This is a genomic window from Aquabacterium sp., assembly GCF_049274795.1.
In the GTDB taxonomy this organism is placed as follows: Bacteria; Pseudomonadota; Gammaproteobacteria; order Burkholderiales; family Burkholderiaceae_C; genus Aquabacterium.
Window position 1 is genome coordinate 1 of sequence record NZ_JBASTH010000007.1, and the last position, 18,352, is coordinate 18,352.

General features: G+C 66.4%; 12 protein-coding genes. 5 read left to right on the forward strand and 7 right to left on the reverse strand.

Annotated elements, in window-relative coordinates:
• Positions 1-497 (forward strand): IS5 family transposase (locus WAQ08_RS00720; protein WP_422188727.1); only part of this gene is annotated, 497 nt, incomplete at its 5' end.
• 63 nt (positions 498-560) lie between these two features.
• On the opposite strand, the gene WAQ08_RS00725 is transcribed toward WAQ08_RS00720, so the two are convergent.
• The 5 genes from WAQ08_RS00725 to WAQ08_RS00745 all read right to left on the reverse strand — a co-directional run bounded on the left by WAQ08_RS00725 (position 561) and on the right by WAQ08_RS00745 (position 10,233).
• Positions 561-2,684: a TonB-dependent receptor plug domain-containing protein gene (locus WAQ08_RS00725; RefSeq protein WP_422188728.1), complete on the reverse strand. Its 2,124-nt coding sequence runs from the start codon at positions 2,682-2,684 to the stop codon at positions 561-563.
• A 201-nt stretch (positions 2,685-2,885) separates the two neighbouring features.
• Positions 2,886-4,106 (reverse strand): OmpA family protein, encoded by a 1,221-nt coding sequence (locus WAQ08_RS00730; RefSeq protein ID WP_422188729.1) that lies wholly within the window; start codon positions 4,104-4,106, stop codon positions 2,886-2,888.
• Positions 4,106-6,004, reverse strand: a complete 1,899-nt coding sequence (locus WAQ08_RS00735) for a protein kinase domain-containing protein (protein ID WP_422188730.1) — start codon at positions 6,002-6,004, stop codon at positions 4,106-4,108. The genes WAQ08_RS00730 and WAQ08_RS00735 overlap by 1 nt, the downstream gene beginning before the upstream one ends.
• Positions 6,005-6,193: 189 nt before the next feature.
• Positions 6,194-9,466, reverse strand: coding sequence for a PAS domain S-box protein (locus tag WAQ08_RS00740; RefSeq protein ID WP_422188731.1), 3,273 nt, complete (start codon positions 9,464-9,466; stop codon positions 6,194-6,196).
• Entirely contained in the window at positions 9,463-10,233 is a 771-nt protein-coding gene (locus WAQ08_RS00745) for a substrate-binding periplasmic protein (RefSeq protein WP_422188732.1), read from the reverse strand. The genes WAQ08_RS00740 and WAQ08_RS00745 overlap by 4 nt, the downstream gene beginning before the upstream one ends.
• Before the next feature lie 99 nt (positions 10,234-10,332).
• Between WAQ08_RS00745 and WAQ08_RS00750 the strand changes: the two genes are divergently transcribed.
• Positions 10,333-12,303 carry a PAS domain S-box protein gene (locus WAQ08_RS00750; RefSeq protein ID WP_422188733.1) on the forward strand — a complete coding sequence of 657 codons (1,971 nt, stop codon included), beginning with the start codon at positions 10,333-10,335 and terminating at the stop codon, positions 12,301-12,303.
• On the opposite strand, the gene WAQ08_RS00755 is transcribed toward WAQ08_RS00750, so the two are convergent.
• Together WAQ08_RS00755 and WAQ08_RS00760 are read right to left on the reverse strand one after the other, a co-directional pair.
• The gene (locus tag WAQ08_RS00755) at positions 12,270-14,366 is read right to left on the reverse strand and encodes a putative bifunctional diguanylate cyclase/phosphodiesterase (RefSeq protein WP_422188734.1); all 2,097 of its coding nucleotides are present in this window, start codon (positions 14,364-14,366) and stop codon (positions 12,270-12,272) included. The two genes, WAQ08_RS00750 and WAQ08_RS00755, sit on opposite strands and share 34 nt — an antisense overlap.
• 295 nt (positions 14,367-14,661) lie before the next feature.
• Complete coding sequence (locus WAQ08_RS00760) at positions 14,662-15,336, reverse strand: FxDxF family PEP-CTERM protein (RefSeq protein ID WP_422188735.1); 675 nt, start codon at positions 15,334-15,336, stop codon at positions 14,662-14,664.
• Between the two features lie 327 nt (positions 15,337-15,663).
• On the opposite strand from WAQ08_RS00760, the gene WAQ08_RS00765 reads away from it, so the two are divergent.
• The 3 genes from WAQ08_RS00765 (at position 15,664) to WAQ08_RS00775 (ending at position 18,334) form a co-directional block, all read left to right on the forward strand.
• Positions 15,664-15,786, forward strand: a complete 123-nt coding sequence (locus tag WAQ08_RS00765; RefSeq protein WP_422188736.1) for a hypothetical protein — start codon at positions 15,664-15,666, stop codon at positions 15,784-15,786.
• The gene (locus WAQ08_RS00770; RefSeq protein ID WP_422188737.1) at positions 15,786-16,622 is read left to right on the forward strand and encodes an ABC transporter ATP-binding protein; all 837 of its coding nucleotides are present in this window, start codon (positions 15,786-15,788) and stop codon (positions 16,620-16,622) included. The genes WAQ08_RS00765 and WAQ08_RS00770 overlap by 1 nt, the downstream gene beginning before the upstream one ends.
• A gap of 101 nt (positions 16,623-16,723) precedes the next feature.
• The gene (locus WAQ08_RS00775) at positions 16,724-18,334 is read left to right on the forward strand and encodes a sensor histidine kinase (protein ID WP_422188738.1); all 1,611 of its coding nucleotides are present in this window, start codon (positions 16,724-16,726) and stop codon (positions 18,332-18,334) included.
• The last annotated feature ends 18 nt before the right edge of the window (positions 18,335-18,352 follow it).

An 18,352-nucleotide genomic window follows, 5' to 3' on the forward strand; every position in this document is an offset into this window, starting at 1 on the left:
GGCATCTGCTGGTGGACGGGCGTGGCGTCCCGTTGTCGATCATCGTGACCGGAGCAAATGAACACGATGTCAGCAAGATTGACCAGGTGCTGGAATCGATCGTGATCAAGCGCAAGGCGCCGCCCAAACGGCGCAGCAAACACCTGTGCGCAGACGCGGGATACCGTGGCAAGCCCGCTGCCAAGATCATTGCCCAGCATGGCTACATCGCGCATGTGGTTGATCGGAACCCGAAGAAGCCGGGCCGCTTCCTGATGGTTGGCTACATCGCGCATGTGGTTGATCGGAGCAAAGAGGCCGACAACAAGCGACGTGATCCGAAGAAGAAGGCGCGCCGCTGGGTTGTCGAGGTCTGCCATAGTTGGTTCAATCGGTTCCGCAAACTCCTCGTGCGATACGAGAAGCTCGAACGCAGCTTCCTTGCGCTCAACCATCTGGCTGCTGCCATCATTGCGTTCCGCAAAGTACCACTACGCGTAAATATAATTTACGGATAGATTCCAAGTCAGCAAGCAAGTCGCTGCAGCCCATCCCGGGATGCAGCGGCCAAGACATCAAGCTCAGAACTTGTAGCTGGCCTGGGCGTAGACGGAGCGCCCGGGCATGGGGAAGTCATTGGGCAGCAGCACCCGCCCGCCCACCGACTCGAAGGGCGTGGGTTCGCGCACATCCTTGTCGAACAGGTTGCGCACGGACATGGTGAAGCTCCAGGCGCGCGTGCCCAGGTCGGTCTTGAGGGTCAGGTCCATCGTCTCGTAACCGGCCAGATCATCCCGGGGATCGCCCGCCACGCGCATGCGCTTGCTGAGCCAGTTGACCTGCGAGTGCAATGACCATCCAGGCGTGAACCGCCAGTCGGCGCGTGCATAGACATGGTGGTGCGGCGCATTGCCCGCGTCCTCGTCGGTGGACTCATCGATCGAGCGCTGATAAGCATAGTTACCCGACAGGCGCAGTGTCTTGCTCACTTCCCACTCGGCCTCGAACTCCATGCCCCGGCCGTTCTGGTGGTCAGCGTTCTCATAGGCAAAGTTCACCAGGCGGATGATGTCGCTCATCTCGTAGCGGAACACGTTCACACCCAGTTGCAGCCGGCTCATCGGCTGCCAGGTGAGTGCCGCCTCGATCGTGCGGATGCGTTCCGGGCTGAGGTTGGGATTGCCGCGCACCACCGGGTTGTTGATGGCATACAGCTCGGACATCGACGGCGCCCGGAAGGCCGTGCCGTACATCAGCTTGCCCGTGACGTTGTAGGCCGCATCCCAGACCAGCGCCAGCCGCGGGTTGGTGGTGCTGCCGAAATCGGAGTAGCGGTCGTGGCGAATGCCGGCCGTGAGTGTCCAGTCGGCCGCCAGGCTCCACTCGTCCTGGGCGTAGATATAGCGCTTGTAGCGCCCCTGCGGCTCCATGAAGGGCACCGTGTTGGTCACATCGATCACATCGCCGAAGGAGCCGGTGCCAATGGGTGTGTAGTCAGGGTTGAAGTTCTTGGCCTCTTTGGTACGGTAGACCTCTTCCTTTTCCCAGCCCAGCCCGATGCGGATCCGGTGATCCTCGAACCCCGTGTAGGTGGCCGACGCGCTCAGGCGCCCATGCTGTTCCCACTTGTCAGGGTTGCCGATCATGCCGTCGGCAAAGGGCGGGCCACCGGGGTTGAGCTGGGCGCCGGCCGGGAACAACACCGCGTCGGAAAATTCTTTGTAGTGCATCACGCTGGCCTGTGCCGACACACCCCAGTTGGGCGCCACGGTCTTGTGCTCGTAGCTCAACTCGGCGCTGACGTTCTGGCTGTAGGAGTAGCCGGTCGGGTCCAGCGCCGAGGCAATGCCCGTGCCGGAGCCCAGCTTGCGCTCGCGGTAAGTAAAGTGCGCGCGCCACTTGTCCAGGCTCAGGTCGAGCATGCCATCGAGGAAATCGCGATCATTGTAGACCCGACCCGGTGCCAGCGAAGCGTTCGTACCATTGAGCGCATCCCAGGCGGTCTGGGCATCGGCGCGGATGGTGCTGCGGGCGCCATCCGTGCTGCCGGCGCGCAGGTAGGCCGCGACGTCCACCGGGCCCCATTGCCCGCCATGCAGGATCCAGCCGTCCTTCGTGTTGAAGGAGCCAACGCGCGCGCCGACCCGCGTGCCGTTGATCTCGCCGGCTGACTTGGTGATGATGTTGATCACGCCGGAGAAGGCGTCGGCGCCATACAGGGCCGAGCCCGGGCCACGGATCACTTCGACACGGGCGATGTTCTCGACCGGCATGCCGCCCCAGCCCGCGCCCCGGTTGCCGGTATAGAGCGTGGTGATGGGCACGTTGTTGATCAACATCAGCACTTGCGGGTTGAAGCCGATGTTGATGCCGCGGATGCCGTAGACCGGCGCATAGACCTGCGTCTCGCGAGAGACATGCAGGCCAGGCACGGTTTCGAGGATTTCGTCGAGGTCGGTAGCGCCGATGGCCGCGATGTCCTCGGCCGTGATCACGGTGGCCACGGCCGGCGCGCGCGCAACCGCCACGCGCGAGCCCGTGGCGATGCTGACGAAGGACTTGTCCCCATAGGACATCGCCAGCTCTTCTTCATCGGAGGATTGGGCCAGGGCCGGCAGACTCACCAAACCCAAGGCGGACAGCATCAAGGCCAAACGATTGACCGAACCACGCCATCTGCCCACGAAGTGCCTGGATCGGGTCATGTTGATTGCTTCCATCGTCACGAAGGGGGCTGGCGTGTCGACCCGTCCATCACCACCCCTTACCGCCGCAAGGATCCTCGGCAATATACGCGTTTTGTCCCAAATTGGAACAGGGGGCGCCAACCCGGGGCGCATAACAGCACCACAGGTGTTGTCAACCCACCAAAGCGGGGCATGACGGGGTGCTCAGATCCAAGGTGCTCAGGCCGCGCAAGGCACGATCTTGAACTCGACGCGCCGGTCCAGTGCATCGCGCGCATCGTCGGTGGCGCTGCCCACGATGTTCTCGCGGAAGCCCACGCCCAGGGCCTTGGTACGGCGCGCCAGATCGGGCGATTCGGCATCGAGCCGCTGCTTGACGTACTGGGCGCGCTGCAGGGACAGGCTCTCGTTGGCCTGGTCGGAACCGGTCTTGCTGGTGTGGCCGACCACGTTCATGCACACCTTGGCGGAGCCCGCCTCGCGCGCGATCTGGCGGATCCACATGCCGTAGGCACCGCTGACACGCTGGTCGGACCAGAACTCGGTACCGCCCGGATTGAACAGGAACTTCACGCTCAGCAGGTTGTTGGCCACCCCGAAGGCCACCAGGCGCGAGAAGGCCTTCTCGGCATCGGCCGTGCGGCCCAGCTTGACGTTGGACATGTAGATGCCGTTGAGCACGCGCAGTTGCTCACCCGCCGGGGTGGACAGGGCGTTCTGGTACTGCGCCAGGGCATCGCGGTAACGCTCGCCGTTGTACAAGTTGGTGGCATCGCTGACCAGGGCCGAGGTGGCGATGCGCTCCAGGTACACACGGTCGGCCTGCTGGCCCGGGGCCGTGGCCGTGGTGCGGATGTAGCCTTCGATGACCTTGTCCTTCACCAGCACGGGGCTGTCGCGGTAGTAGGGCGTGGGGTTGGTGTCCAGGCCGTCGTCACGCGAGATGGCCGAGGCCTGGGCCACCACCTTGCCGGTGCGCAGTTCGGTCAGGGCCAGGTTCAGGCGGAAGGACTTCTTGCTGCGGCTGCCAGGGATGCGGTTCATCGTGCCGGTGAGCAGGTACTGCGCCTTCTGCAGGTTCGGGCCCTGAAAGGGCAGGATCTCGAAGAGATCGTACTTGGTGGTCGTGTGCGAGGTGACGCGCTGCTCGAGCAGGCGGGTCACGCCGGTCTGCTGACCGGAGTCAGCATCGATCATGTTGTCGAGCACCACACCGCGCTTGGCGATCTTGGTTTCGAGCTTGGCCAGGAAGGCCGGCAGTTGCTGCGTCTGCGCCACGAGGCCTTCGGTGGCCTGCAGCACCGCCTGCTCAAAGGGCAGCTCGTTGTCGATGGCCGTGGCCTGCGGGGCGGCGCAACCACCGAGCAAGGCCGTGACGGACAGGGCCAGGCTGGCGGCCAGCGCGCCGAACCAGCGGCGTCCCATGATCGATTTGTTCATTATTTGCACTCCGTTCTGAGGAAAGAGGTTTCACCCGGGGTGAGGGGTTCGAGAGAGGCTTTCTGGAGCAGGTCGGCGCAACGTGCGCTCTTGTCGGGGCCGGCCGCCTGACGTGCGGGCGGCAGCGTCTGAGACACCGGTTTGTCGACTGGCGGCTTGTCATTGGCGGTGGGCACTGTCGCAACAGGTTTGGCCGGAACAGCACGATCCGTGGCAACAGGTGCCGGGGCCTTTGCGGCGAGTGTCGGCACAGGTGGGGCCGTGGCTGGTTGAGGCAAAGGGGCCGTGGGCAGGGGCACAGCCGCTTCGGCACTGGCCGGTGTTGTCGCCTGAGGCTGGCTGTCCACCGACGCTGGCGCAGGCTCTGCAGCCGCCGGCGTGGGCGGTGGCGCCAATGGCGCAGCCGACGCCGCGGGAGCGGTTGAGGGTTCGGCTGTGGCAGGCATGCTGACTGGCGCCGGCTTGAAGAGGAACCAGGCACCCAGCGCTGCCAGCGCCAGCAGCGCAACCACCGCCAGTACCCAAGGCCATGCACTGCGCGACGGCGCAGCGGGTGTGGCCGCCATACTGAGCGGCGCTGCCACAGTCTGCGGTGCGGCCTGAGGCCGAGGGGTTGTGACCGGCGCCTCGGTGATCGGGGCCTTGGCCACCGGCGCCTGTGTCGTCACAGGGCGGCCGGTCGTCGCGGACTCCAGCGCGGATGGCACAGTGCCCGGTTGCGCGGAAGAGGCCTGGGCCAGGAGCGCCTGCCCTGCGGTGGTGGGGTGCCCCGCGCCTGGGCTGGTGTGCGGCCGGGTGTGTGGCCCCGTGGCCGGACCAGCCCCCGCCCCCGTGGTGGCAGGCCACACGGTACGCACCGGCGCCGTGGCCAAGGGGGTGGCGGCGCCCCCCAGGCTCACCGGACCGGTGACGCCACTGCCAGCCTCAGGCCCCTCGCCCAGCAGCGTCGAGAAATGGAGCATGTCCTGCGGGCGGTCCGCAGGCTTGATCGCCAGCGCTGTGTCCACCGCCTGCAGGAAGGTCTCGCCATACTGCCCCTGCGCCAACTGGGCCAGCGGCACCATGGTGTCCTGCACCAGCCGGGTGGTGGCCGACACCGGCACCTTGCCGGTGATGGCGTAGCGCACCACGCCGCCCAGGGCATAGACATCCGTCCACGGCCCCTGGGTGAGCGCCGGTACCTCGCCATACTGCTCGATGGGCGCATAGCCCGGCTTGAGCACCACCGTCAGGGTCTGGTTCAGATCTCCGATGACCTTGCGGGCCGCGCCGAAGTCCAGCAGCATCGGGCCGGCCTCGGTCAGCAGGATGTTGTCGGGGGCGATGTCGCGGTGCAGGCAACTGGCCTTGTGCAGCAGGCTCAGGGCTTCTATCAGCGGCGTGAGCACCTGGCTGCGCAGCCAGGCCTCGTCAGGTGGTGCACCCATGTCGGCCAGCGCGGCCTTGAGCGTCGGGCCCACCACGTAGGGCATCACCATGTAGGCCGTGCCGTTGCCTTCCCAGAAGCGGTACACCTTGACCAGCGCCCGGTGGTCGAACTGGGCCAGCAGCCGCGCCTCGTTGATGAAGCTGCGCAGGCCCGCCATGAAGGTGTCGCGGTGGCGCTCGGACTTGATGGTCACGTCCAGGCCCATGCGAGAGCGCCCGGCCAGCGACGAAGGCATGTACTCCTTGAGCGCCACCTGCCGCTGCAGGAAGTGGTCGTAGGCCAGGTAGACGATGCCGAAGCCGCCTTCGCCGATCACGCTGAGGATCTCGTACTCGCCCAGGCGCAGCCCTTCCGGCAGGGTGTCGCCGATGTACATGGACGAGGTCGCGAAATCGCTGTGGAAGCCGCTGGCCGGCCCCGTGCGGATCGTGGTGGCGCCGTCGTCGTCGTTCGGGCGGGTGGTGCTCATGGCGGGAGTGGGGAAGCCACCCACGCCCTGGAGCGAAATCCCAGGGCGATCGGGTCGCTGGAACTGCAGGCTGACCCGAACAGGTCTGCCCATGGAAAACTGGGTCGGATTCTATGCGGGCATCCCCGCCAAGCCAATCCGCCACAAAGGGGGAATGTGTGGCTTAGGGGGGTGCCGGATCGGGGGGGATCAAACGGCCGCCGGCGGCAGCAGCTTTTGCATTTCGGCGATGAACAGCGCGAAGTCCATGGGCTTGGTCCAGTAGGCCCGGGCACCGCTGCGCAGGGCCGATTCGATGTCGTCGGGCTGGGCCTGTCCCGTGAGCATCACCACGCACAAGCCACGGGTGCGCGGGTCGGCCCGCAGCATGGCCAGCACTTCCATGCCATCCAGATCGGGCAGTTTCACGTCCAGCAGCACCAGCGTCGGCCTCAACTGGGCCGCCATCTCCAGACCCTCGCGGCCCGTGCCCGCATGGTGGAAAACCACTCCCGGCCAGCGGCCCAGCAACTGCTGCACGATCACGGCATTGACCGGGTCGTCGTCCACGCAGAGCACCACGCCCTGGCGCGGTGAGTCGGGATCGCTGAGCGATGCCGCCGGCAAGGCCGCCGTCGTCGGCTCGGGCAAGGCCTCATCGGCCGCACGTGGCAGGTGGATGCGCACCACCGTGCCAGCGCCCACCGTGCTGTGCACCTCGAGCTGGCCCTTCATCAGGTCCACCAGCTGTTTGGTCAGGGCCATGCCGATGCCGGTGCCTTCGATGTGACCATGCTCGCGGCCCAGGCGGTTGAAGGGCTCGCACAGCTGATCGAGCTGCTCCGGGCTCATGCCGATGCCGGTGTCCTCGACCTGGATGCAGACCTGACCGGCCTTCACGCCCGGACGCACATCGATGTGCACCGTGCCGCCCTGGCGGTTGTACTTGACCGCATTGCCGATCACATTGAGCATCACCTGCCGCAGGCGCACCGGATCCCCCAGAATCTGGCGGTCAGCGCCCTGGCGGTAGTCGGCCGACAGGCTCACCCCGTGCCGTTCGGTCAGGGTCTGCACCAGGGGCAGCACCTCATCAAGCAGGCCACGCAGCGACAAGGGCAGGCTCTGCACATTGAGCTTGCCGGCCTCGATGCGCGAGACGTCCAGCACATCGTTGATCAGGGCCAGCAGGTGCAGCCCGGCCTGGCGGATCAGCTCCACCTGGCGACGGTGGCGCTCCAGCAGGGGCTCTCGCTTGTCGGCCTGCAGCAACTGCGAAAAGCCCAGGATGGCATTGAGCGGCGTGCGCAGTTCATGACTCATGCGCGAGAGGAAATCCGTCTTGGCGCGGCTGGCGGCCTCGGCGCTCAGGCGGGCCTGCAGGGCCTTTTCAGCCTCCAGCTCGGCGGTGATGTCGCGCACGGCGGCCATCAGCATCAGGCGTTCCCCCTCGCCGCTGCGCGAGATCGACGCCTCGATGGGGAACTCCACACCATCGGCACGCACGGCGCTCAGGCGCCGGGCCCGGGTGGTGCTGCCCTCCTGGATATCGACGCCGGGCGCCAGGGCACGCAAGGTCATGTGCCGGGCCGGCCTGTCTTCCGAGGCGAAGACCTCCATGAAGGCGGCATGCTGGTGGCGCAGGCGCTCGGGGATGAAACGCTCCACCGTGTTGCCCATGGCTTCTTGCGCCGACACGCCGAACAGGCGTTCGGCCGCCCGGTTGAACACGGCCACGCGCAGGTTGCCATCGACCACGATGATCGCGTCCATGGCGGCCTCGACGATGCCGGCCATGCGCGCCGCGCCGTCCCTCAAGGCACGCTCCATCGCCTTGCGCTCGGTGATGTCGACCACGATGGTGAGGATGCATTCGCGCCCGAAGAACTCGATGCGCTCGGCATGGAACAGCACGTCCAGCCAGAGGCCTGCCCGGGTGCACACCTGGGTTTCGATGTTGTGCACCTCACCCTGGGACTCGACCTGCGCGTCCAGGCGGGCCAGTTCCTGCGGGTCGAGCCCGACGCCCAGGCTCTGCCAGCGGCGCCCCAGCATCTGGCTGCGTGCCAGGCCGTGGAACTCGCAGGCCGCTTCGTTGACCTCCAGGATCTGACCATCGTCCAGCGCATGGATGGCGGCGGGCAAGGGCATGGCGCCGAACACGCGCTGCAACCGTGCGTAGCCGGCCTCGACCGCCTGCACCGCACTGGCCCGGGCAGCCTCGCCGTCTGCGTTGTCCAGCGCGAAGGACAAATCCCCCGTCATCTCATCGAGCAAGGTCACCACGGCCTCGTCGAACACGCCGGGCTCGCGGGCGTACAGCATCAGCAGGGCCACCACCACGCCGCCGCGCCGGATGGGCAGGCTGGCCAGGGCGCGCAGTTCAGGCGGGGCATCCGGTGCGCACACCTCAGCAGGCTCCGGCCCGTGGGGCTCGGCCAACAGCTCATTGCACACCACCACACGGCCATCAAACAGCGCGGACACGGGCGACAGGTCCGGCCCCGCCAGCAACCCGGGCGACAGGCCCGCAGGCCATGCCGGGGCCTGGCCATACGAGGCGGCCATCACCGGCCCGACCTTCTGGAGATACCAGACAGCGGCCATCTGGGCGTGTCCGGTTTCCACACAGATGCGGCAGATCTCGGCATGCAGGGAGTCGGTGCCCTGCTGGCGCACGATCAGGCGGTTAGAGCGGGACACGGCCTCGTAGAAGCGTGTCTGGCGCAGGGTGCGAGCCTCTTCATCCTGCAGGCGCTGCAGCCACAGGCGCTGCTCTTCGAACAAGCGTTCAAGCGCCTGACGCATGTGTTCCAGCCGCTCGCCCAGGTGCCCGATCTCGTCGTTGTGGCCAGGCGCCAGGCGCGCCTGGAAACGCCCTTCCGCCAGGTCATCGGCGAACGCCCCCAGGGCGCGCAAGGGCCGCGTGATGCGCGAATGCAGCAGCACCAAGATCAGCACCAGCGACACCAGCACCTGGCCACCCACGGTGGCCGCATAGAACAGGCGCTGCTGGCTCAGGGCCGCCTGCTGCAGACGGTCGTCCATGGACAGGCGCACATGGCCGATCAGCTGGCCGCGGAAGTGAATGTCATGCTGACGCTCGATCACCGTGGCGTTCGCGACTGGTGAGCGCGACACATCGATCAGCACACCCTGTGCATCGGCATCGGTCACGACCACGCGCACCACCTCGCGCGACTTCATCATGGCATCGACCACATCGGCCATGGCCGTGTCGTCGAAGGTCCACATCACGTAGGGCAGGCTGGTGGACAGCACCTCCAGCCGGGAAGCCAGGATCTGCTCCTGCTGCTGGCGGGCCAGTTCGGGCTCACGCACCCACACCACATAGCCGCCGATGATCAGCGCCGGCACCCCCAGCCCCAGGAAGGCGGCCAGCGCCAGCAGGGCAAACAGGGAGCGGCGCGTGCGGCGCTGCCACAAGCCCCCTGCGGGGCCATGCCCGCCGCCGTCGCTCACGGCAACCCCTGACTGCGGCGGAATGCCTGCATCATGGACCGGTAACGGCCATCGCGCTTGAACTCACCCAGGCCATGCTCGAACACCTGCGACAGGCGGCGCCCATCGGGATGGGCCTTGGAGAAGGCCAGCCAGAAGGTGTCGGTGGACAGCTTGCCCACGAACTTGACCTTGCCCCGAAAGGCCGGGTTGGCATGGATGCGCAACTCGCCAGGCAGCCGGTTGAGCAGGATGTAGTCCACGCGCCGGGCCAGCAGCATCCGCAGCAGTTGCTGGTCAGAAGAAGCCCCATACCGGGTGATGCGCGGATCGGTCATCAGCTCGGTCGCATACGTATAACCCACCGTGAAGCCCACGGCGTGGTCGCGCAACTCGGCCACGCCCACCTCGCCCTGCACACGGGTGTCGGTCCTGGCGAACACCGCCAGGTCTTCGACCAGCAAGGGCGTCGGGGTCCAGATGAAATCGTCCTGGTTGGTCTGTGTCTTGCCCACGTTGAAGCAGCCCGCCACCGACCCGTTCAGGGTGTAGACCAGGCAGCGGGAAAACGGCACGGTCACGAACTCGACGCGGATGCCCTGCGAGGCGAACACCTCACGCACCAGGTCCACCGCAAAGCCCTGCGGCTGCTGCGCCTGGCCCGCCACCGTCACTGCCGAGGAATACGGCGGCCAGTCATCCTCCGCCGCGATGCGGACGACCTCTGCGCCAGCCCGGCACGAGCCTGCCAGCACCAGGCCAGCGATCAGGCACGCAAGAAAACGCATGGACAACAGGCCCTCGACTACAGGCCGGCGAAACAATGATCCCGCAGCATACCAGCCGGGCCGGTTCCGTCTGTGCGGACTTGTGTGTAGACTGGCCCGATGGAATCAGACGCCGCCGCCCGCGCCGCCCTGCTCGCCTCACTCGATCTGCTCGACAGCCCGGCCGAAGAAGAATTCGATCGCATCACCCGCCTGCTTGCCCGGGTTCTGGATGTGCCCATTGCGTTGGTCAGCCTGATCGACACGCACCGCCAATGGTTCAAATCCCGCGTGGGCCTGGACATCTCCGAGACGCCGCTGGCGGTCTCGTTCTGCGCCCACGCCGTGGCCGCCGATGCGCCACTGATCATCAACGATGCCCGCCAGGATGACCGCTTCGCGGACAGCCCGCTGGTGCTGGGCGCACCGTTCATCCGCTTCTATGCCGGCGTGCCCATCCATGCAGGCAACGGCACCGCGCTGGGCACGCTGTGTGCCATCGGCCGGCAACCGCGCGAGCTACAGCCCGATGAACTGCAGGTGCTGCATGACCTGGCCCACATCGTCGAGCGCGAGCTGAGCTACCGCGAAAGCTCGCGCACCGCGCGCCAGGTCATCCACCACAGCGATGAGCTGGTGCGGGAGAGCCAGTCCCGCCTCAAGATCACGTTCGAGCAGGCCGCCGTGGGCATCGCCCTGGTCGAGCCGGATGGGCGCTGGCAGCGCGTGAACGCCCGCCTGTGCAGCATCATCGGCTACAGCGAGAGCGAGCTGATGCGCCTGACCTTCCAGGACATCACCCACCCGGCCGACCTGCAGACGGACCTGCACCTGATTGAGCGCCTGATCCAGCACGAGATCCCCCACTACTCGCTGGAAAAACGCTACATCCACAAGGATGGGCACCCAGTCTGGATCAACCTGACGGTGGCCCTGATCCGCAAGGCCAATGGCGAGCCGCACTACTTCATCGCCATCATCGAAGACATCCAGGGCCGCAAGGACACCGAAGAGGCTCTGTCAGCCCTGCGCCACCAATTGGAGATGCGGGTGCTGGAGCGCACCCGGGAGTTGAGCCAGGCCAACGACCGGCTGGCCGTGGCCCTGCACCAGGGGCAACTGGCCTCGCGCACGCTGGCCACCCGCGAGGCCGAGCTCATGGCCATCCTGCGCAATGCGCCCGATGCCTACATCAGCATGGACGACAGCGGCCGCATCACCGAATGGAACCGCCAGGCCGAGGTGATGCTGGGCTGGGATCGCGGCGAGGCCGTGGGGCAGCACCTGGACCGCCTGATCGTGCCCGAAGCGCTGCGCGAGGCCCATCGCCACGGCCTGCAGCGCTACCTGCGCACCGGTGTGGCCAAGGTGATCAACCAGCGGGTGGAGCTCAGCGCCCTGCGCCGCGATGGCACCGAGCTGCCCGTGGAGATCCGCATCACCGCCCTGCCCAACGAGAACGGGCAGCTGTTCTGCGCCTTCATCACCGACATCACCGAGCGCAAGCGCCTGCAGTCCTTCCTGCTGGCGCAGGCCCTGCGTGACCCCTTGACCGGCCTGCCCAACCGCCGCGCCCTGCTCGATCGGCTTCCGGAGGCCGTGGCCCGAGCCAAGCGCTCGGGGCAGGCCCTGGCCGTGCTGTTCATCGACCTCGACGGCTTCAAGGCCATCAACGACCGCCTGGGCCACCAGAGCGGCGATGCCGTGCTGCAGCAGTTCGCCCAACGGGTGTCCACCTGCATCCGGCGCAGCGACACCCTGGCCCGGCTGGCCGGGGATGAGTTCGTGGTGCTGCTCGAAGGCATGGCCAATCCGGATCCGGATCAGGACCCGGCGCAGGTGGCGCGCAAGATCCTGGCGGAGGCGGCCGAGCCTTTTGAATTGGGCGAGGGCGTCCAGGGCCGCATCGGTGCCAGCATCGGCATTGCGGTCTATCGTCGTGGCGACCCGGAAGACAGCGCCCTGCTGCTCAAGGCCGCCGACGAGCGCATGTACCGCGCCAAGGCCGAAGGCAAGGGCCAGGCCTGGATGGTGGCTAGCGGCCTGGCACCCGCGCCTCAAGAAGGCGAAGAAGGCGCCAACATCACCTGACCGTCCAGCGCTTCGTTGAGCGCAGGCTGGCGAGCCTGCGCCCATGTCTCGAAAGCCGCCAGCGCCATGGGCGCCCCGAACAGGTAGCCCTGGTAGGTGGTACAGCCCAGGCGCCGCAGCACCTCGCGCTGTGCCCGGGTCTCCACCCCCTCGGCGATGACGCTGAGCTGCAGTGCCTGCGCCAACGCCACGATGGAGCGGGCAATGGCCGCATCACTGGGGTCGCTCAGGATATGTCGCACAAAGGACTGGTCGATCTTGACCTGGCTGAGCGGCAAACGCTTCAAGTAGGTCAGCGATGAATAACCCGTGCCGAAGTCATCGAGCGAGAAGCGCACGCCGCAGGCCTTGAGCGCGCCCATGCGGGTCACCACCGCCTCCACATCGTCGATCAGCACGCTCTCGGTGAGCTCGAGCTTGAGCCGCCTGGGGTTGGCCCCGCTGCGTTGCAGCACCATCACCACCTGGTCCACGAAATCAGGCTGGTGGAACTGCCGCACGCTCACGTTCACCGACAGCGTCAAATCCTTGAACACCGGATTGCGGGCCCAGATGGCCAGTTGCTGGCAGGCCTGCATCAGCACCCAATCGCCCAGCGGCAGGATCAGGCCCGACTGCTCGGCCACCGGGATGAACTCGGCCGGCGACACCAGCCCATGCTGGGGATGGCGCCAGCGCAGCAGCGCCTCAGCCCCCACCAGGCGGCCGTCATCCTCCACCTGGGGCTGCAGGTGCAGCAGGAACTCGCCGCGCTGCAGGCCGCGGCGCATGTCGGCCTCCAGGGCCGTGCGCTGGCTGATCGCCGCCTGCATGGCCGGATCGAAGAAGCGCAAGGCATTGCGCCCGGCCGACTTGCCCTCGTACATGGCCAGGTCCGCCTGCTTCATCAGTTCTTCCAGGCTGACCAGGGCATGGCCCGCGCCGAACAGGGTCACGCCGATGCTGCAGGTGCTGTGGTGCTCATGCCCTTCGAGCTGACACGGGCGGGCCAGCACATTGAGCAGGCGCTCGCCCACCTCGCGCGCCTGCGCCGCCGATTCCTGCGGATCGGCGCTCAGCGCCTGCAGCACGACGACGAACTCGTCACCGCCCAGGCGGGCCAGGGTGTCGCGCTCGCGCAGGCAGGCCTGCATGCGGGTGGCCAGTTGCTGCAGCAACTGATCGCCCATGTCGTGGCCCAGGGTGTCGTTGAGGGCCTTGAACTCGTCCAGATCGATCAGCAGCACGGCCCCAGCATGGGCCTCCAGGGCACTGGTCTGCAGGGCCTGCAGCAGCCGTTCCTGCAGAAGGCGCCGGTTCGGCAGGCCGGTGAGCGAGTCGTAGAAGGCCAGTTGCTCGATGCGGGCTTCGGCCTGCTTGTGTTCGGTGATGTCGGTGAAGCTGCCCACGCAGTAGGTGGGCTCGCCATGGGCGGAGCGCACCATGGTCAGGCTCAGGCGCTTGGGGTAGACCTCGCCACTCTTGCGCTGGCTCCACAGATCACCCACCCAGCGGCCACGCTCGGCCAACTGGCGGCCGATGGTGTCGTACAGATGCGGCTCGTTGGCATCGCTTTGCAGGATGCTGGCAGGCAGGTAGCGCACCTCCTGCAGGGTGTAGCCGGTGATGTCGCAGAAGGCCTGGTTGACCTGCAGGATGGTGCCCTGCTCGTCCAGCACCATGATGGCATCCTGCGATTCGAAGGCCGTGGCGGCCAGCCTCAGGGCGGTGTCGGCGCGGCGCATGCGTACCTCGGCATCACGCACACGCACGTACATCACCATCAGCATCAAGGCCACGGTGGCCGCGCCGGCACCGGCCACGTTCATCAGCAGGTGTGTAGATTGATCAGGCCTGTCCTGGGCCTGCACCCGCCCAGCCAGTGCGGTCAGGCCCGCGTCATCGCCAGCCGTGAGGCCATGCGCGGCGATGAAGACAAAGAGCAGAACCACCGCCACCAGCGACACCGCCGAAGGCAGCAGCACGTGGCGCACCAGGCGCACGGGGGGATCGCTCTGATCACAAGGAAGGGGGCTGGCCTCTTCCTCCTTGCTGGTGGGCAGCACCCAGTTGGAGGTGTTCATGGAACCCGCCTGCGCATGCAACAAGCTGCGGGCCGCGCCATGGCAGGCGCATCAGCGAACGAAGGGGAAACTGGTGAGGGGGGGTACAACATGGCTCGGAACAGTCGAGGCCATGCTAGGTCGCCGCGATGTGCGGCAGCTTGATCTGTCACAAGCCTTGAGGCTCATGTCCGCCAATGGCAAGGTGCACAGCGGATCAACAGGGGTGTGTCGGGGTAACAGGCACCGGAATACCGGTCAGCAGCATCTCGTCCCCCGCGGCAGCAGATGCCTGAATATCAGGTCAGCGCGTTGATCAAGCCACTGCGCGGCGGCGGCGGCGGGCCATCATGCCAACCAGGGCCAGACCACCCAGGGCCATGGCGTACGTGCTGGGCTCAGGCACAGCGGCAACCTGGTCCACCTGCAGCGCCAGCACTTGCGAGAAGCCTGCGCTCAGCGTGAGGGTGTAGGAGGTGATGGGCGCGCTCACGCCAGACAGATCCCAGGTGTAGGTATGCAGATCGGAGACACCACCGTTGAGCACGCTGCTCACGCTGGTGGCGCTCAAGGCTTCGCTGCCGCCATTGAGGCTCAGCGTCAGCGTGAACGGCGCGGCGCCGAACTGGGCGTCAAAGTCATTGATGATGCCCTGGAACACCAGCGAGCCGATGTTGCTGGCCACGGTGCTGTCGGTGAAGGTGAACACCGAGTTGCTGCCATACAGGCCAAAGCCAGCCGGGTAGTGCGAGCCCGACAGCCGCGTGAACACCGCATCACCCGAGCCGGCCACGTTGGAGCCGGTGCCGGCGATGAGTTGCTCTTCGGTCAGTGCACCACCCGTGCGGTTGCGGTTGAGTTCGTTCCAGCCATCGACCGAGACGGAACCCGCCACATCGACGATGCCTTCGTAAGTGGCATTGGCCTGGGCCAGGCCCGTCATGGCCAGCACGGCCAGGCCAACCATCGTCTTGCCAAACATCGCATTCATTTGAAAACAGTCCTTTCATTGCAAAAAACAACCCGCGCGAAGGCGGGCACAAAGGCGCTGGCCGCCCACCCGACGGGCACAGGCGGCAGCTTATTCTCAGATGAGAATGAGATTCATTCTCATAATTTGAGTCAACCATGTCAAGGGATGAAAAGCCCCAGAGCTGGGTTTTCAGGCCCCTGGCTGAGGGGGATGCCCGGGCGCGCCCGTCGGCTTGGCAAAACGATGTACGGTAGGCCCTCAAACTGACCATCCTTCATCCGGGGATCTGCTCATGACGCCTGAGGCATCCTGCTGCCCTACGCCCTGGGTACCATCCTCAAGGCCGTGACCGACAGCCAGGGCCAGGCCGCAGCCCCCCTGGCCAGCCTGCATGCCCCGGTGCTGCTGTTCATCGGCCTGTGTGCGGGCGAGGTGGTGTTCGCCCGCCTGGCGTCGGCGATTTCGTGATGACCGTGAGCTTGTCGCTGATGGTGATCAACGAGGCGCGCAACCTCAGCCGGCGCTTCCTGGAGTTCTTCGAGTACATCGGCAACGTCGCCAATGGCGTGCATACCATCGTGCGCCCGCACGAGGTCGTGGACCCGCCCGATGCCCGCGAAGCCACCATCACCCAGGGGCATATCCGCTTCGATGCCGTGCGCTTCGGCTACAGGCCTGAGGCGCCGGTATTCGATGGCTTGAGCGTGAACATCCCCGCCAGCCAACGCGTGGGGCTGGTCGGCCTGTCGGGCTCGGGCAAATCCACCTTCGTGAGCCTGCTGCTGCGGCTGTACGACCCGCAAGGCGGCCGCATCGAGGCCAGCGACGACGAGGTGATCGAGGCCGCACGACAGACCCATGCCGACGAGTTCATCCGCAAGATCAAGGATGGCTATGCCTCGATGGTGGGCGAGCGCGGCGTGAAGCTCTCGGGCGGACAGCGTCCGCGCGTGGCCATCGCGCGGGTGGTGCTCAAGAACGCGCCGGTGCTGATCCTGGACGAAGCCACCTCGGCACTCGATTCGCTCACCGAGCAGGCGATTCAGGACACGCTGGAGCGTGTGATGAAGGGCAAGACCGTGATCGTCGTGGCGCACCGGCTGTCCACCATCGCGCACCTTGATCGCATCCTGGTGTTCGATCAGGGCTGCATCGTGGAAGACGGCTCGCACACCGACCTGCTTGCCCGGCGTGGCGCCTACTGGCAGCTGTGGAGCCGCCAGGCAGGCGGCTTCCTGTCCGATGATCCGGATGGCACACCGCACCAGCCCCCCCGCCCCGCCAGCCGGCCCGAGGCGGACTGACGGCAATTCGTCACACACGATTCACCCATCTGTCGAAGGGCCTTTGGCACAAGCCGGGGCTGACGCTTAGAGTAGGTGTCCCGGCACGATCAGTCTTGCCCATGCAGACGCTGTACATCATTCAACTGGAGGAGCCCGGCAGCCTGGCCCAGCCCTTGCCGCCGCTGCCGCCTTCTGTCGAGTTGCACACCGCACGCGATGTGCTGTCCCTGAAGAACCTGCTCGACAGCCATCAGGCCGCTGGCGTGATCAGCCCTGCCACAGTGTGGGGCCGCGATGCCACCGAACTGCTCACACACCTGCCCGGTGTCGCTGCTTACGTGTTGCTCAGCGACGCGCCGGCCACCCAGCACGGCCACTGGGTCGATGCGGGTGCGCTGGACGTCGTCGCCCCCCATGACGACCTGCGCCTGCGCATCGCGCTGCGCCATCTGTGCACCACCGTCGACAAGGCCCGCACCGAGGCCCTGCTGACACGCCGGGCCCGGCTGGTGAATGTGGTGCAGCAACTGTCCATGACCCGCAGCCTGACCGATGTCATGGCCATCGTGCGCAAGGCAGCACGGGACTTGAGCGGTGCCGACGGCGCCACCTTCGTGCTGCGTGACCGCGACCAGTGCTACTACGCCGATGAAGACGCCATCTCGCCGCTGTGGAAGGGTCAGCGCTTTCCCATGCAAGCGTGCATCAGCGGCGTAGCCATGATGCAGCGCGCGCCCGTGATCATCGAGGACATCTACGAAGACGAACGCGTGCCCCATGCGGCCTATGCCGTCACATTCGTGCGCAGCCTGCTGATGGTGCCCATCCGTGCCGAGTCACCCATCGGGGCCATCGGCACCTACTGGGCCACGCAGCGCCGCGCCACACCGGAAGATGTCGAGCTGATGCAGGCTCTGGCCAATGCCACCTCGCTCACCATCGAGAACGTGGGCTTCCAGAAAGACCTGGAGCGACGCGTCATCGAGCGCACGCTGGACCTGGAACGTACCAACCAGGAACTGGAGGCCTTCTCGTCGTCGGTGTCGCACGATCTGCGCAACCGGCTCAATGCCATCCTGGGCTTCAGCTCGCTGCTCGAAATGCAGGCCAGCGCCAGACTCGAGGCCGCCCAACAGGACCACCTTCACACCATCCGTGACTGCGCATCGCAGATGAAGCAGACCATCTCCGATCTGATGACCCTGGCCCGTGCCGGACGTCAGGAGGTCGATGCAGCGCTGATCGATGTGAGCGAGCTGGCACGGCAGTCCGTGGACGACCTTCAAAAAGGCACGCCCCTGCCCGATGCCGAGGTGCTGATTCAGCCAGGCATCATCGCTTATGGCGATGGCGGACTGCTGCGCTTGGCGCTGGACAACCTGATCTCCAACGCCTTCAAGTTCTCATCGAAGCAGTCACGACCTCGCGTGGTGGTAGGGGCCCGACCTTCGGCACCCGCGGAGCCCCTGCAGCTGTTCATCGAAGACAACGGCGCCGGCTTCGATCCCACGCGGGCCGAGCGCCTGTTTCAGCCTTTCGTGCGCCTGCACGAGGAGCACGACTTTCCGGGCACCGGCCTCGGGCTAACCATCGTGCGACGGGCCATCGAGCGACTGGGGGGCACCATCGCCGCCGAATCGCAGCCCGGCGTCGGCACGACCTTCCGCATGACCCTGCCTCGCCAGCCAGTTCCCGTCCCCGAAAAGACCACCGCGACGGCCTTGCTTTGAGCCCTCGATGCCGTGGAC

Coding starts and splice junctions, on each gene's coding strand:
- WAQ08_RS00750 (WP_422188733.1), top strand. CDS start 10,333: ATGGAATCAGACGCCGCCGCCCGCGCCGCCCTGCTCGCCTCACTCGAT.
- WAQ08_RS00760 (WP_422188735.1), bottom strand. CDS start 15,336: ATGAATGCGATGTTTGGCAAGACGATGGTTGGCCTGGCCGTGCTGGCC.
- WAQ08_RS00730 (WP_422188729.1), bottom strand. CDS start 4,106: ATGAACAAATCGATCATGGGACGCCGCTGGTTCGGCGCGCTGGCCGCC.
- WAQ08_RS00735 (WP_422188730.1), bottom strand. CDS start 6,004: ATGAGCACCACCCGCCCGAACGACGACGACGGCGCCACCACGATCCGC.
- WAQ08_RS00775 (WP_422188738.1), top strand. CDS start 16,724: ATGCAGACGCTGTACATCATTCAACTGGAGGAGCCCGGCAGCCTGGCC.
- WAQ08_RS00725 (WP_422188728.1), bottom strand. CDS start 2,684: ATGACCCGATCCAGGCACTTCGTGGGCAGATGGCGTGGTTCGGTCAAT.
- WAQ08_RS00770 (WP_422188737.1), top strand. CDS start 15,786: ATGACCGTGAGCTTGTCGCTGATGGTGATCAACGAGGCGCGCAACCTC.
- WAQ08_RS00745 (WP_422188732.1), bottom strand. CDS start 10,233: ATGCGTTTTCTTGCGTGCCTGATCGCTGGCCTGGTGCTGGCAGGCTCG.
- WAQ08_RS00755 (WP_422188734.1), bottom strand. CDS start 14,366: ATGAACACCTCCAACTGGGTGCTGCCCACCAGCAAGGAGGAAGAGGCC.